Genomic DNA, 14190 nt, shown 5'->3' with positions numbered 1-14190 from the left:
GAGGCGGCCATGGGCAATGAACGGACGATCAGCAGGGTGGAGCCCGATGCCATGGCGCTGCGCGCCCTGGCGCATGCGCAGCGTCTGCGCATGCTTGGCCTGCTGCGCATGGAGGGGCCGGCGACGGCGACCAGTCTTGCGGAACGGCTGGGGCTGAACAGTGGGGCGACCAGCTATCATCTGCGCCAGCTGGCCCGCCACGGTTTCATCGAGGAGGACGCGGCGCGCGGAAACGCCCGTGATCGCTGGTGGCGCGCGTCGCACGAATCCACAGTCACCCGGGACGATGTCACCGATGAGGTTGCGCTGGATGCGGTCGCGGCCTTCGGGCAGGCCGCGCTCAATTGGCAGATACACCAGATGCAGCGGGCCATGGACCGCTTCACCCAATTATCGCCCGAATGGCGGGGCGCCTCGACCGCGAGCGACTTCACCATTCCGCTGACAGCGGATGCCGCCAGGGAATTGACCGACAGGCTGATGGCCGTGCTGTGGGAAGCCAAGCAGAACTCGCCTCCGCTGGGCGAGCCCTTGTCCGAGGGCGTCGAACTGGTGTCGTACCTGCTGCACGTCTTCCCGCTGCCTCCAGAAGATGGAGCGGATAAATGAGCCGGAGCGGGCCGCTCGTCGCTCTGGCCGCTGCGACTGTCGCGTCCACCGGCGGGACGCGATTGTCCGCCATCGCCATTCCCTGGCTGGTGCTGACGACAACCGGTAACCCTGTGTTGACCGGTGCGGTCAGCCTGGCCGAGATGCTGCCCTATGTGCTGGCCAAGGCGCTGGGCGGACCGCTGATCGACCGGGTGGGGGCGCGCCGGGTGGCCATGTGGTGCGACGCGTGTTCGGTCGCAGCGATTGCCCTGTTACCCATCTTGTTCTGGGCAGGTCTCCTGTCCATCTGGGTGCTGACGCCGGTTGTGGCGCTGATCGGCGTGTTGAGGGCGCCGTCCGACGCCTCCAAGCAGGCCATGGTGCCGCGCATTGCCGAATTGTCCGCGGTGCCGCTGGAGCGGGTGACCGGGGTCCTGGGGGCGAGCGACAGGCTGGCCGGCACGCTGGGCGCGGCAGGTGCCGGGGTGTTGATCGCGATCATCGGGCCCGTGCCGGCGCTGATCGCCAATGCGGCGGCTTTCTCGTTGTCGGCGCTGATCGTGCGGTTCGGTGTGCCGCTTGCGGCCAACACCGCCACCGCTGAGCCTGCCCCGGAAGCCAGCCAGACCTATGGTGCCGCGTTTGCGGCCGGCTGGGCGGTGTTGCGGGGCGATCCCGTGCTGGTGGGACTGGTGGTGATGATCGCTTTCACGAACCTGTTCGACCAGGCCTATGCGACCCTGTTGCTGCCGGTCTGGGTCCGCTCGTCGGGCCTGGATGTGAGCTGGGTGGGCATATTGCTCGCCGTGTTTTCGGGCGCGGCGATTGCCGGGGCGGCGCTGGCGGCGGCGGTGGCCGAGCGGGTGCCGAGGCTGACGATCTATACAATCGGCTTTGTCTGTGCCGGTCCGGTGCCCTTGATGACGCTGGCGCTGGGAGCGCCCTTGCCGGTCATTCTCCCCGCCTTCGTGCTCAGCGGCTTTGCGGCGGGGTTTCTCAACCCGATCATCGGGGCGTTGCTGTTCGAGCGCATTCCGGCGCCGATGGTGGGCAGGGTGATTGCCCTCGTGGGGGCGCAGGCCTGGGCGCTGATCCCGTTTGGCGGGCTCTATGCGGGCCTCCTGGTGGAGAATGTGGGCGTCGCGGTGGCCCTGGGCGCGACGGCGAGCCTCTATCTGCTGGCGACCCTGGCCCCCGTGGCTTTGCCCAGCTTCCGGCAAATGAACCGCAAGGCGCCCGTACAAGCGTGATCTCCACAGCTCAAAGCCTGCGAAAATTGGCAATCGGCGCCGGAATCGCCTATCTAACGGGGAACTGGAACCAACGTAGAATCACCCCGTGACAGATACGCCCGAAGACGTGAGCGGCGGGAGCTTCCCGCCCTCCGACATCGCCCCGATCTACATCACCGACGAAATGCGCAAAAGCTATCTCGATTACGCCATGAGCGTGATCGTGAGCCGCGCGCTGCCGGATGTGCGGGACGGCCTGAAGCCGGTGCACCGGCGCATCCTGTTCTCGATGAGCGAGAATGGCTACGAATACAACAAGCCGTTCCGCAAGTCGGCCCGCGTCGTCGGCGACGTGATCGGTAAGTACCACCCGCATGGCGACAGTGCCGTCTATATGGCGCTGGTGCGCATGGCCCAAGACTTCTCCATGGGCCAGATGCTGGTGGAAGGGCAGGGCAATTTCGGCTCGGTGGACGGCGATATGCCGGCTGCCATGCGTTACACCGAAGTCAGGATGCAGCGGATCACCAATTCGCTGCTCGACGACCTGGACAAGGACACGGTCGACTTCCGGGACAACTATGACGGCTCGGAGAAGGAGCCGACGGTTCTGCCGGCGCGCTTCCCCAACATGCTGGTCAATGGCGGCGGTGGCATTGCCGTGGGCATGGCCACCAATGTGCCAACGCACAACCTGAGCGAAACCATCAATGCGGCCCTGGCGGTGCTGGACAATCCGTCCGTGACCACTGAGGAACTGCTCGAGCACCTGCCGGGCCCGGATTTTCCCACCGGCGGCATCATTCTTGGCCGTGCCGGCATCCGCCAGGCCTATGAGACGGGCCGCGGCTCGATCATCGTGCGCGGGCGCTCCACCATCGAGGAAGTGCGCAAGGAACGCGAAGCCATCGTCATCACCGAGATCCCGTATCAGGTGAACAAGGCCTCGATGGTCGAAAAGATTGCCGAGCTGGTTCGCGACAAGCGGATCGAGGGTATTGCGGACCTGCGCGACGAATCCAGCCGCGAAGGCATGCGCGTCGTCGTCGAGGTCAAGCGCGATGCGCTGCCCGACGTGGTGCTGAACCAGCTCTACCGCTTCACGCCGCTGCAGTCGTCCTTCGGCTGCAATTTCGTGGCTCTCAATGGCGGCAAGCCGGAGCTGATGAATCTCAAGCAGATTCTGGACGCTTTCATCGCCTTCCGCGAGGAGGTGGTGACCCGGCGCGCCCGGTTCCTCCTCAACAAGGCCCGCGACCGCGCCCATGTGCTGGTGGGCCTGGCCGTGGCCGTTGCCAATATCGACGAAGTTATTGCGCTCATTCGCACCGCGCCCGATCCGGCGACTGCGCGCGAGCAGTTGATGACCCGCCGCTGGCCGGCCGCCGACGTGGCCCCGCTGATCAAGCTGATCGACGATCCGCGCCACCGTATCAATGATGACGGCACGTTCAACCTTTCCGAAGAGCAGGCGCGCGCCATTCTTGAACTGCGCCTTGCTCGCCTTACGGCCCTGGGGCGCGACGAAATCGGCGACGAACTCAACGGCCTGGGCGCCGAGATCGAGGACTATCTCGATATTCTGCGCAGCCGCGAGCGCGTCCGCACCATCATCCGCGAGGAACTCGAAGCCGTCCGCGAGCAGTTCGGTACGCCGCGCCGCACCGAGATCAGCGACCACGCTGCCGATTTCGACGACGAGGACCTGATCGCCCGCGAGGACATGGTCGTCACCGTCAGCCATGCCGGCTATATCAAGCGCGTGCCGCTCTCGACCTATCGGGCGCAGAATCGCGGCGGCAAGGGCCGCTCGGGCATGGCCACCCGCGAGGAAGATTTCGTGGCGCGGCTGTTTGTGGCCAATACGCATACGCCGGTGCTGTTCTTCACCAGCCGCGGCATTGCCTACAAGCTCAAGGTGTGGCGCCTGCCGCTGTCGGCCGCCAATGCCAAGGGCAAGGCGCTGATCAACATCCTGCCGCTCGAGCAGGGCGAACGCGTCACCTCCATCATGCCGCTGCCCGAGGACGAGAGCTCCTGGGGCAATCTCGACATCATGTTCGCCACCACGCGCGGCACGGTGCGCCGCAACTCGCTGGCCGACTTCGTCGAGGTGCGCCAGAACGGCAAGATTGCCATGAAGCTCGACGAGGGCGACGAAATCGTCGGAGTCGAGACCTGCACCATCAATAATGACGTGCTGATGACCACGGCGCTGGGCCAGGCCATCCGCTTCCGCGTGGACGATGTGCGCCTGTTCAAGGGCCGCGATTCCATGGGGGTGCGCGGCATCCAGCTGGCGAGCGGCGACAAGGTCATCTCCATGGCCATCATCAACCACTCGGACGCGACAGCCGAACAGCGGGCTGCCTATCTCAAGCGCAGTCGGGCCATGCGCGGCGAGGTGGAGGGCGAGGACATGGTCGGCGACGAGGCCGATGTCGAGGCTGGCGACCTGAGCCAGGAGCTCTATGCCCAGATGGGCGCCCAGGAACAGTTCATCCTGACCATTTCGGAAAATGGTTATGGCAAGCGGACCTCGAGCCACGAATACCGGATTACCGGCCGTGGCGGTAAGGGCATCGTTGCCATGGCGGTCAACAAGCGCAATGGCAATCTGGTGGCCAGCTTCCCGGTGGAAGAAGAAGACCAGATCATGCTGATCAGCGATGGCGGCCAGACCATTCGCCTGCCGGTTGGCGGCGACAAGCCGATCCGCATTGTCAGCCGTGGTTCACAGGGCGTGATCGTCTTCGACACCGCCGAGGACGAGAAGGTGGTTTCGGTCGAGCGCATCAGCGAGCCGGAAGAGGAAGAGGGTGAACTGCCACCCGAAGCCTCGGCGGGTGACCCGCCGGGCACGCCGCCGGATGAACCGAGCGAAGAATAGGAACGTAAAGGGGCGCTTCGGCGCCCTTTTTGCTTGGGTGCAATGTCGAGCGCTGGCTGGGATAGTGGCTCGCGCCGCTTTCTTTGGCGCAGCACCCCCACCCTAGCTTCGCTAAGGCCTTCGGCCAGCTACGCTACCCTCCCCACAAGGGGGAGGGAGACGTTGGAACATAAAAGCTGCGGTCCTCCCTCCCTCCCCTTGATGGGGAGGGAATGAGGGTGGGGTGACTTCAGGGCTCCCAGTGCCACTTGTCTTTTCCGGCCGACGGTGGCTTGCTCCTCGGAAACAGGAGCCCTCGAATGTTCGATCTCACCACGCTGATACCCTATCTCGGTGCCTGCCTCTTGCTGGCCATCGTGCCGGGGCCGACCGTCACTGTGATCGTGGCCAATTCCCTGTCGCGCGGCACCAGTGCGGGGCTCGCCATCGTCGCGGGGACGCAGGCCGGGTTCCTGGTGATGACGCTGGTGGTGGCTCTGGGCATGCAGGCGCTGGTGGCCTTCATGGGCGCGGCCTTCGACTGGATCAAGCTGGTCGGCGCCGCCTATCTGATCTGGCTGGGCTACAAGATGCTGCGCAGCGATGGCGAATTGGGCACAGTTCGCGCCGAGCGCGGCAAGACCAATCTGCGCATGGCGGTCGAGGGATTTCTCGTGATCCTTTCCAACCCCAAGGCGTTGATCTTTCTCGGCGCCTTCCTGCCGCAGTTCGTAGATGTCAGCCAACCCACTTTTCCGCAGGTGCTGGTGCTGGGTCTGCTGTTCATGCTGGTCGCCGGTTCGACCGACGCGATCTATGCACTTGTCGCAGGCCGTGCGCGGGGCCTTTTGAGCGCGGCGCGGGTGCGCGTGGTGTCCCGGCTCTCTGGCGTCATCCTGATGCTGGGCGGCGTTTGGCTGGCGCTGCAGAAACGGGCCTGACGGCATTTCGTCTGTGGGCGCAGCGAACCAGTTGCCGGCACCAGACCAGCCCGGTCGTAAAGTCCTATCCCCGGGGCCGGAACCACGCTCATAATCCTGCAATCACTCCCGCGCGGGCGGACTGCAGCGACACTTTGCGGGGGAGCCGGGCGCGGTTGGGTCGCTCCAGCACGCGCGTTCACGAGTCGCTATCCCCTGCGACGAGCGTTCAATGGCGGGCATTCTTGTGTCCGAAAAACCGGTGCTTTGGTCCGTCCCGAAGGGCAAATCTCTCCGGTGGAGAGATTTGAGGTGAGAATGCCATAAGCGCTACTCGCGCATGGCCCATGGGGCGGCGACGTCTCTATTTCATTTGTTTTACTGAGGCGCACGCGCCTCGGGACACGTCCACTTTCGAAAACCGGAGGTCGAAGCGGCCGGCCGGTGCTTCAGCGTGCCTGGCCTTGCCTCAATGCGAAGTGCATGACAAAACCTTAGCAACTACAAAGGGAAGGGGCGGAGATGAGCGATCTGGTTGGATTTTACCCCGGGTCATTCGATCCATTGACCAATGGGCATCTCGACGTGATCGAGCGCGCCTGCAAGCTGGTGGACACGCTGGTGGTGGCCGTGGGAATCAGCGCCACCAAGAAGAACCCGCTGTTCAGCCATGAGGATCGCGTCGCCATTCTCGAGCAGGTGCTGCCGGCGATCGGATCGCGCACCAATACCCAGTTCCGCATTGTCGAATTTTCGGGGCTGATGGTGCAATCGGCGCGCGACAATGGCGCCAAGCTGATCATCCGCGGCCTGCGCGACACGACGGACTACAATTATGAAATGCAGATGGTGGGCATGAACGCGCAGATGGCGCCGGACCTGCAGACCGTCTTCCTCCCCTCCAGCCCACCGGTCCGGCATATCTCGGCCACATTGGTGCGGCAGATCGCCGAAATGGGCGGAGACATCTCCGCCTTCGTACCGCAAATCGTGCTCAAGGCTCTCAAGTCCAAATGATCAAGTTCACTCGCCGCAGCTTCGCCGCCCTCACCCTGGGCGCGACCCTTCTTGCCATGCCGGCCTTTGCCCAGACCGGCACGCCGCACCTGATCCTGACGCTTGAGGATGGGGTGGTCGATATCGAGTTGCTGCCCGAAATCGCGCCCAAGCATGTCGAGCGCGTGGTGACGCTGACCGAGGCGGGGGAATATGATGGGGTGGTGTTCCACCGCGTCATCGACGGCTTCATGGCCCAGACCGGGGACGTCGCCAATGGCGATTCTACCGATCCGTCCTACAACCTGCAGATGGCCGGCACCGGCGGTTCGGACCTGCCCGATGTCGAGGCAGAGTTCAACTCGGAAAGCTTCCAGCGTGGCGTGGTCGGTGCGGCGCGCTCGCAGGATCCCAACTCGTTCAATTCGCAGTTCTTCATCACCACCGCCGATGCCAGCTTCCTTGATGGCCAGTACACCGTGTTCGGCAAGGTGGTGTCGGGCATGGAAGCGGTCGACGCGCTCGAAAAAGGCCCGCAGGAAATGAACGGCGCCGTCGCCAATCCGGACAAGATCGTTTCGGCCAAGATCGAATACAAGTAGCCTCAGACTTGCACGGTGCCGCCCTCGGGTCAGGCCCGAGGGCGGAACTGTGGGTGTTCACCATTGCGCCCAGGCACCATAGGCCTTACATCCCGGCCACATTCTGAACTGAAAGAGACCCCTCAATGGCCTATGAAGATCCCGAAAATACCCTCGTCATCGAAACCACCAAGGGCACGGTCGTCATTGCCATGCGGCCCGACGTGGCCCCCGGCCATGTGGACCACATCAAGAAGCTGGCCCGCGAAGGCGCGTACGACGGCGTGGTGTTTCACCGCGTGATCGACGGCTTCATGGCCCAGACCGGCGACGTCAAGTTCGGCAATACCAATTCGCCTGACTTCAATCCGTCGCGCACCGGCACCGGCGGGTCCAAATACCCGAACATCAAGCAGGAATTCAACGCGGAGCCGCACAAGCGCGGCACGGCCTCGATGGCCCGCGCCCAGGACCCGAACAGTGCCAATTCGCAGTTCTTCATCTGCTTTGAAGATGCGCCTTTCCTCAACCGCCAGTATACTGTGTGGGGTCAGGTGATCGAGGGCATGGAGAATGTCGATCAGATCAAGCGCGGCGAGCCGGTCATCAATCCGGACAAGATGGTTTCGGTCAAGGTCGCTGCCGACATCGCTGAATAGGCTAGCGCTGGCGGCACTGGCCGCCAGCCTTTTCGCCGTACCCGCCTCGGCAACGCAGTGGATGTACTGCAGCGATGCCGAGGCCGATACGGAAGTCGGTCTGCTACTGGGCACGGCCGGCGGGTTCGGCGGTATTGGCGCCAATATGCGTCACCGAACCCGGCACTGGACCACCGACCCGCTCTATGGCGACGGCGTGATCTTCACCATCGGCCAGGGCTTTGCCGACGATCAGGGCATGAAGGTCGATTTCTACGACGAGATCGTCAACCTGCCCGTCGCGGAATTGCGGCTGTCGCATGCCCAGGAGGCCGGCGAACATGTCTTTGCCGGCACACTCAGGATCATCGGTCTCGGTGTCTGGGCGGTATCGTGCAGTGAAGGCTAGGGCGCGTTTCCTGCTGATCGGCGCGACCGCGATGCTTGTCGCGGCGTCTCCCGCCCTGGCACTCGACACCGTCACCTGCGCAGATGCGAACGGGGAGATCACCTTCACCTATGTGACCGGTCCGGCGCTGGTGCAGCCGGTGCTGAGCGTCGAGATGCAGCTGACCGGCGACTACGGGCTTTCGACTGACCCCGAGCACCCCGATCACGACGGCGAATATGTCTCGCGCGGCTTCATCGGTGACGACGTGGAAGGGGGCGATGTGTCCTGGAAGGACGGCGACGGCAATGAGCATCTGGCGATGAGTTTTCGCATCGGCCGGGTCTATGAGGCAAGGCAGGCGCTGGTGGGTGGTGTCGTGGCCGTTGCCGCGGGCGGGCTATGGACCGTGACCTGCCGATCGAGCGATCTGGGGCAGTAGGCCGCACAACCGCTTTGAGCCAAACCCCGTTTCCGTGTCAGTCGACCCATGCTAACGAGCCGACATGCGTGTATCCGAATTCGACTTTGACCTGCCCGAAAACCTGATTGCCCTGCACCCGGCCGAGCCGCGCGACAGCGCGCGCCTGCTGGTGGTGCGGCCCGGCAAGCCTTTCGAGGACCGGCACATCCCCGACCTCAAGACCCTGCTGCGCCCCGGCGACGTGCTCGTGGTCAACGACACGCGGGTACTGCCGGCCGAACTCAGGGGCACAAGGGTGCGCGGGGAGGTGCGGGCCAATGTCTCGTTCAACCTGCACAAGCGGGTCGATGCCAGGACCTGGCGCGCCTTTGCACGTCCGGCCAAGAAGCTCCACCTTCTCGACCGGCTGGAACTGGGCAATGGCGAAGCCGAACCCCTGATCGCCCGCGTCGCCGGCAAGGGCGAAACCGGTGAGGTGACGCTGGAGTTCGAACTGGGCGGGGCGCAGCTGGACGAGGCGATCAAGTCGCATGGGGCCATGCCGCTGCCGCCCTATATCGGTGCGAAGCGAGCAGTCGAGGAACGCGACAAAGTCGACTATCAGACCGTCTATGCCGCCGAGGATGGCGCGGTAGCGGCGCCGACCGCTGGCCTGCATTTCACCGAAAAGCTGCTGCAGGAGCTGGCGAATATGGACGTCGCCATGGAACGGGTGACGCTGCATGTGGGGGCAGGGACGTTCCTGCCGATGAAGGCCGACGACACCGAAGATCATGTGATGCATTCCGAATGGGGTGAAATCGACCAGGCGACGGTCGAGCGCATCAATGCGCGCCGGGCTGCCGGGGGACGGGTGATCGCGGTCGGGACGACAAGCCTGCGGCTTCTGGAAACCGCCTCTCGGGCGACAGGCGAACTGAAGCCGTTCATGGGCGATACCGACATCTTCATCACCCCGGGCTTCCGCTTCCGGACGGTGGATGTGCTGATGACCAATTTTCACCTGCCCAAATCGACCCTGTTCATGCTGGTCAGCGCCTTCTCGGGCCTCGAAACGATGAAGGCGGCCTATGCGCATGCCATCGGCAACGGCTATCGCTTCTATTCCTACGGGGATTCCTCCCTGCTGCACCGCGCGCCGCACCCCGAGGACGATGCGTGACGGCGCGCAATGCGCCCATAACCCGTTACACGCGGCGCATCGCATCCCTGCTCAGGCGCGCTGCCGAACAGGACCAGTCGCATATGACGCTGTCGCGTCTGGTGGAACTGCTCGGCCCGCGCGCCCACCGATTGCTGCTGCTGGTGGTCTCGCTGTTCAACATGGTTCCCGGCCCGCCGGGCTATGGCGGCACCATAGCCTGGACGACCTGCGCGATTGCCATTGGGATGCTGATGGCGCGACCGATCCGCCTGCCCGGCCTGATCGGCAACCGGAAACTGCCGCTCAACGTGATGGTCCGGGCCAGCGAGCAGGTGGTCAGGGTAGCCAATATCCTCGCGCGCTTCTCGCGGCCGCGCATGCGCTGGCTGACTGGTGCAGCGGCCAATTTGCCCTATGCAATCCTCGTGATTGTCGTCAGCGTCGTGATGGCGCTGCCGATCCCGTTCATCAATGCCATTCCCAATGTGGGGCTGTGCATCATCGCCTTCTCGATGCTGAACCGGGATGGCATTGGCGTGATCGTCGGGCTCGTTGCGACGGCCATCGGGTTGGGTGTCGCCATTGCCATTTTCGTGGGGGCATTCCACCTGGGCATGGCTGCTGTCGGATCGATGGGGTGACTGGCGTAAAGTTCTTGCTCATCAATTAATCGTGGCAGCATAATTGCCTTCCAGTTGGCCCAGTGAATGGAAAGAAATTGTCTAATCTTCTGCCGACAGCCCTATTAGCCCAAAGGGCTGTCTTGGCCGTATCCAGGGTGTTGAACCTCGCCGGCGCGGTCGCAGAGGTGATCCGGAACGATTTTGGCGAGGATTTAATTGTTCAAAGTCAACTTCGGGGAGTTGCCGACAGTTTCGGAATTCTCGTTCAAGTAAAGGGCACGCGCCTTAGACTCGGGCGCGACGGAATGTATAGCTTTCGCGCCGAAACCGGCCACCTTCTGAGGTGGGCAAGTCATTATCAGCCTGTGTTAGTTTGTGTATTTGATGATGTTACGAGTTCAATATATTCTTTTTGTCCGCGAAGAAAATTTTCGTTGTGGGATTTATCCACTACAAATCATAATAGTATAACTATAAAATTTGATAAATCGCATCTTTTTGATCGCGATACTGCCGCAAAGTTCATATGGGAGTGTCGCGCAGATTACTATCAGCGCAATTTGAATTGGTACGATGAAGCATTGCGAACCGAAAGGGCATTTTCTGGTGCGGGAACGGCTAGGAGGCAGCGACATCTTTCGCGCGAAAAGAGTTTAATCGCCTTTGACCTTCTGAAGTCGATCGACCTCGTGCGTGAGAATGAAATGAACCCTACATTCTTAGATTCGGTTCGGAACTGCAGTAAGAATTTCGCCAAAGATAATGAGAGTCATCCAGATGATAAGCTCTCGATATCGGATGTTTTCCTCCTTTGCGTAATAGCGCACTTTGAGCGACAAGTTGGGTTTGGCATGCCTGTGAGATTGGCGGAATACTGTGCTGAAATCGCTGCTGGAGTATATGCTGCTATGAGGCCCGATCTCTGGGAGGAACTGAAAGGCCGTTTTGATACGGCTTAGATTTGGTTCGCCGACCGTTGTGGGGTTTCCATCAAACGGCTAGAACCCGCGCTATGAAACAGGTCAACTTCTCCCTCATCGCCACGGATGGTGCGGCCCGGTGCGGCCGTATCGATACGCCGCGCGGCGAGATCAATACGCCCGCCTTCATGCCGGTGGGGACAGCCGGCACGGTCAAGGCCATGTATCCCGAGCAGGTGCGCGAGACAGGCGCGGATATTCTGCTGGGCAATACGTACCACCTGATGCTGCGGCCGGGTGCGGAGCGCGTGGCCTCGCTGGGCGGGTTGCACGATTTCATGGACTGGCAGCGGCCGATCCTGACCGATAGCGGCGGGTTCCAGGTCATGTCGCTGGCCAAGCTGCGCAAGCTCACCGAAAAGGGCGTGACCTTCAAGTCGCATATCGATGGTTCGACGCACGAACTGACGCCGGAGCGCTCCATCGAAATCCAGACGCTGCTCGACAGCGACATCATTATGCAGCTCGACGAATGCATCGCCTTGCCGGCCGAGCGCAAGGAGATGGAACGGGCCATGGAGCTCTCGATCCGCTGGGCGGACCGTTCCAAGGCGGCGTTCAACAATCAGCAGAACCGGGCCCTTTTCGGCATCGTGCAGGGCGGCGATGACGCGGAGCTGCGCGGGCGTTCTGCGGCTGGCCTGAAGAGCATCGGCTTTGACGGCTACGCCGTTGGTGGATTGGCCGTGGGCGAGCCGCAGGATGTGATGTTCAGGGTGCTCTCCGAGATCACGCCGGAACTGCCGACCGATCGGCCGCGCTATCTGATGGGCGTGGGCAAGCCGGACGATATCCTGGGTGGCATCGAGCGGGGCGTGGACATGTTCGACTGCGTGCATCCGACCCGCGCCGGCCGCCATGGCCATGCCTATACGCGGTTCGGTGTCATCAACCTGAAGAATGCGCGGCATAAGGACGATCATCGTCCGCTGGACGAGGCTTCGCCCAACCCCAATTGCCGCCGCTGGAGCCGCGCCTATCTCCACCATCTGGTGCGGACGGAAGAGATTTTGGGCGCCATGGTGCTATCGCAGATCAACCTGGCCTATTATCAGGAACTGACCGCGGGGGCGCGGGCGGCCATAGTTGATGGGCGGATGAATGATTTCGCAGCAGAGACGCGGGCGGCCTGGGCCGCCGGCGACCTGCCGGTTTTGTGAGGGAACGACGAATGGCCAAGGACGCAGGCTTCAACGCGCTGGGCAAGCAGCGCAAGCGCATTGCCGAGACCAACATGCGCGAAATGTTTGCCGCAGATCCCAACCGGTTCCAGCGGTTCTCGGCAACCGGCGCCGACATTCTGCTGGACTATTCGAAGAACCGGATCGACGAAGAGGTCATGGCGGCCCTGTTCGAGCTGGCACGCGCGGCCGGCATCGAGGAGCGGCGGACCCAGATGTGCGAGGGCGAGCACATCAACATCACCGAAGATCGCGCGGTCATGCACATGGCGCTGCGCTATCAGGGCGAGATGCCGATCACGGTCGATGGCAAGGACGTAATGCCGGACGTTCGCGGTGTCCTCAAGGCTATTGAGGCCTATACCAACGCAGTACGCAGTGGCGAAATCCGTGGCCATGGCGGCGAACAGTTCACCGATGTGGTCAATATCGGCATTGGCGGTTCGGACCTCGGCCCGGCCATGGTGACGCTGGCGTTGGAGCCCTATACCCGCGCCGATCTGCGCGCACACTATGTCTCCAATGTTGACGGCGCGCATATCCATGACGTGCTCAAGCGTCTCGACCCGAAAAAGACGCTGTTCATCGTTGCGTCGAAGACCTTCACCACCGACGAGACCATGACCAATGCCAATTCGGCGCGGAAGTGGATTGCCGACGCGCTGGGGGAGGAGGCCGTACCGAACCATTTTGCAGCTGTCTCGACCAATCTTGAGGCCTGCGCCAAGTTCGGTATCCGCGAAGATCGGATTTTCGGCTTCTGGGATTGGGTTGGTGGGCGCTATTCGGTTTGGTCGGCCATCGGCCTGCCCATTGCCATGGCAGTCGGCTACGACAATTTCGCAAAATTCCTGGCTGGCGCCGATGCCATGGACCGGCACTTCCTCGAAACGCCACTGGAGCGCAATCTGCCGGTGATCATGGCGTTGATCGGCGTGTGGTATCGCAATGCCTGGGGCTTTTCGACCCATGCCGTGCTGCCCTATGACCAGCGCCTCTCCCGCTTCGCCGCCTATCTGCAGCAGCAGGACATGGAATCGAATGGCAAGTCCGTCACGCTCGACGGCAAGAAGGTGGATTGGCCGACTGGTCCGATTGTCTGGGGCGAACCCGGCACCAATGGTCAGCATGCCTTCTATCAGCTCATTCACCAGGGTACCGACGTCATTCCCTGCGACTTCCTGATCGCCGCGCGGCCGCATGAAAACCTGCCGCCGCATCACGACAAGCTGGTGGCCAATGTGCTGGCGCAGTCCGAGGCGCTGATGCTGGGCAAAACCAAGGACGAGGTCGTGGCCGAGCTCAAGGCTCAGGGCATGGCCAAGGAGCAGATCAAGGCATTGGCGCCGCACAAGGTGTTTCCGGGCAATCGCCCGTCCAATACGCTGTTCTACAAGCAGCTGACGCCGGAAGTGCTGGGCTCGCTGATCGCGCTCTATGAGCACAAGGTGTTCGTGCAGGGCGTGATTTGGAACGTCAATTCCTACGACCAGTGGGGCGTGGAACTGGGCAAGCAACTGGCCAAGGCGCTGCTGCCCAAGGTCAAGGGCGAAGAGAGCGGGGCGGGGCATGATGCCTCCACACAGGGCCTGCTTGGCTATTACCTCGCCAACAAGGCCTGAC

Annotated in this window: 14 protein-coding genes; all 14 read left to right on the top strand. The window is 62.6% G+C overall.

Annotated elements, in window-relative coordinates; all coding sequences use genetic code 11:
• Positions 1–9: 9 nt before the first annotated feature.
• The 14 genes from K1X15_RS09220 (at position 10) to pgi (ending at position 14189) form a co-directional block, all read left to right on the top strand.
• On the top strand, positions 10–609 hold the full coding sequence (locus tag K1X15_RS09220; protein ID WP_220307159.1) for an ArsR/SmtB family transcription factor: 600 nt from the start codon (positions 10–12) through the stop codon (positions 607–609).
• Positions 606–1841, top strand: coding sequence for an MFS transporter (locus tag K1X15_RS09215; RefSeq protein ID WP_220307158.1), 1236 nt, complete (start codon positions 606–608; stop codon positions 1839–1841). The genes K1X15_RS09220 and K1X15_RS09215 overlap by 4 nt, the downstream gene beginning before the upstream one ends.
• Positions 1842–1929: 88 nt before the next feature.
• On the top strand, positions 1930–4713 hold the full coding sequence (gene gyrA / locus K1X15_RS09210; RefSeq protein WP_220307157.1) for a DNA gyrase subunit A: 2784 nt from the start codon (positions 1930–1932) through the stop codon (positions 4711–4713).
• Between the two features lie 299 nt (positions 4714–5012).
• The gene (locus K1X15_RS09205; protein ID WP_220307156.1) at positions 5013–5633 is read left to right on the top strand and encodes a LysE family translocator; all 621 of its coding nucleotides are present in this window, start codon (positions 5013–5015) and stop codon (positions 5631–5633) included.
• 501 nt (positions 5634–6134) lie between these two features.
• Positions 6135–6629, top strand: coding sequence for a pantetheine-phosphate adenylyltransferase (gene coaD / locus K1X15_RS09200; RefSeq protein WP_220307155.1), 495 nt, complete (start codon positions 6135–6137; stop codon positions 6627–6629).
• Entirely contained in the window at positions 6626–7210 is a 585-nt protein-coding gene (locus K1X15_RS09195) for a peptidylprolyl isomerase (RefSeq protein ID WP_220307154.1), read from the top strand. The genes coaD and K1X15_RS09195 overlap by 4 nt, the downstream gene beginning before the upstream one ends.
• A gap of 125 nt (positions 7211–7335) precedes the next feature.
• Positions 7336–7848: a peptidylprolyl isomerase gene (locus tag K1X15_RS09190; protein WP_220307153.1), complete on the top strand. Its 513-nt coding sequence runs from the start codon at positions 7336–7338 to the stop codon at positions 7846–7848.
• 61 nt (positions 7849–7909) lie between these two features.
• Complete coding sequence (locus K1X15_RS09185) at positions 7910–8236, top strand: hypothetical protein (protein WP_220307152.1); 327 nt, start codon at positions 7910–7912, stop codon at positions 8234–8236.
• Positions 8226–8657: a hypothetical protein gene (locus K1X15_RS09180; RefSeq protein WP_220307151.1), complete on the top strand. Its 432-nt coding sequence runs from the start codon at positions 8226–8228 to the stop codon at positions 8655–8657. Before K1X15_RS09185 ends, K1X15_RS09180 begins: the two co-directional genes overlap by 11 nt.
• Before the next feature lie 64 nt (positions 8658–8721).
• Positions 8722–9801 carry a tRNA preQ1(34) S-adenosylmethionine ribosyltransferase-isomerase QueA gene (queA, locus tag K1X15_RS09175; protein WP_220307150.1) on the top strand — a complete coding sequence of 360 codons (1080 nt, stop codon included), beginning with the start codon at positions 8722–8724 and terminating at the stop codon, positions 9799–9801.
• Positions 9798–10424 (top strand): exopolysaccharide biosynthesis protein, encoded by a 627-nt coding sequence (locus K1X15_RS09170; RefSeq protein WP_220307149.1) that lies wholly within the window; start codon positions 9798–9800, stop codon positions 10422–10424. Before queA ends, K1X15_RS09170 begins: the two co-directional genes overlap by 4 nt.
• Positions 10425–10501: 77 nt before the next feature.
• Positions 10502–11365, top strand: a complete 864-nt coding sequence (locus tag K1X15_RS09165; RefSeq protein WP_220307148.1) for a DUF4365 domain-containing protein — start codon at positions 10502–10504, stop codon at positions 11363–11365.
• 53 nt (positions 11366–11418) lie between these two features.
• Positions 11419–12546: a tRNA guanosine(34) transglycosylase Tgt gene (tgt, locus tag K1X15_RS09160; protein WP_220307147.1), complete on the top strand. Its 1128-nt coding sequence runs from the start codon at positions 11419–11421 to the stop codon at positions 12544–12546.
• An 11-nt stretch (positions 12547–12557) separates the two neighbouring features.
• Positions 12558–14189, top strand: coding sequence for a glucose-6-phosphate isomerase (gene pgi, locus K1X15_RS09155; protein ID WP_220307146.1), 1632 nt, complete (start codon positions 12558–12560; stop codon positions 14187–14189).
• Position 14190 lies beyond the last annotated feature (1 nt).

Source organism: Devosia salina, from assembly GCF_019504385.1.
GTDB classification, from domain to species: domain Bacteria; phylum Pseudomonadota; class Alphaproteobacteria; order Rhizobiales; family Devosiaceae; genus Devosia; species Devosia salina.
The sequence above is the reverse complement of the archived record's forward strand: the minus strand, read 5'-3'. Positions and strand labels throughout refer to the sequence as shown.

Coding starts and splice junctions, on each gene's coding strand:
- K1X15_RS09220 (WP_220307159.1), top strand. CDS start 10: ATGGGCAATGAACGGACGATCAGCAGGGTGGAGCCCGATGCCATGGCG.
- K1X15_RS09215 (WP_220307158.1), top strand. CDS start 606: ATGAGCCGGAGCGGGCCGCTCGTCGCTCTGGCCGCTGCGACTGTCGCG.
- K1X15_RS09205 (WP_220307156.1), top strand. CDS start 5,013: ATGTTCGATCTCACCACGCTGATACCCTATCTCGGTGCCTGCCTCTTG.
- coaD (WP_220307155.1), top strand. CDS start 6,135: ATGAGCGATCTGGTTGGATTTTACCCCGGGTCATTCGATCCATTGACC.
- K1X15_RS09195 (WP_220307154.1), top strand. CDS start 6,626: ATGATCAAGTTCACTCGCCGCAGCTTCGCCGCCCTCACCCTGGGCGCG.
- K1X15_RS09190 (WP_220307153.1), top strand. CDS start 7,336: ATGGCCTATGAAGATCCCGAAAATACCCTCGTCATCGAAACCACCAAG.
- K1X15_RS09185 (WP_220307152.1), top strand. CDS start 7,910: ATGTACTGCAGCGATGCCGAGGCCGATACGGAAGTCGGTCTGCTACTG.
- queA (WP_220307150.1), top strand. CDS start 8,722: ATGCGTGTATCCGAATTCGACTTTGACCTGCCCGAAAACCTGATTGCC.
- tgt (WP_220307147.1), top strand. CDS start 11,419: ATGAAACAGGTCAACTTCTCCCTCATCGCCACGGATGGTGCGGCCCGG.
- pgi (WP_220307146.1), top strand. CDS start 12,558: ATGGCCAAGGACGCAGGCTTCAACGCGCTGGGCAAGCAGCGCAAGCGC.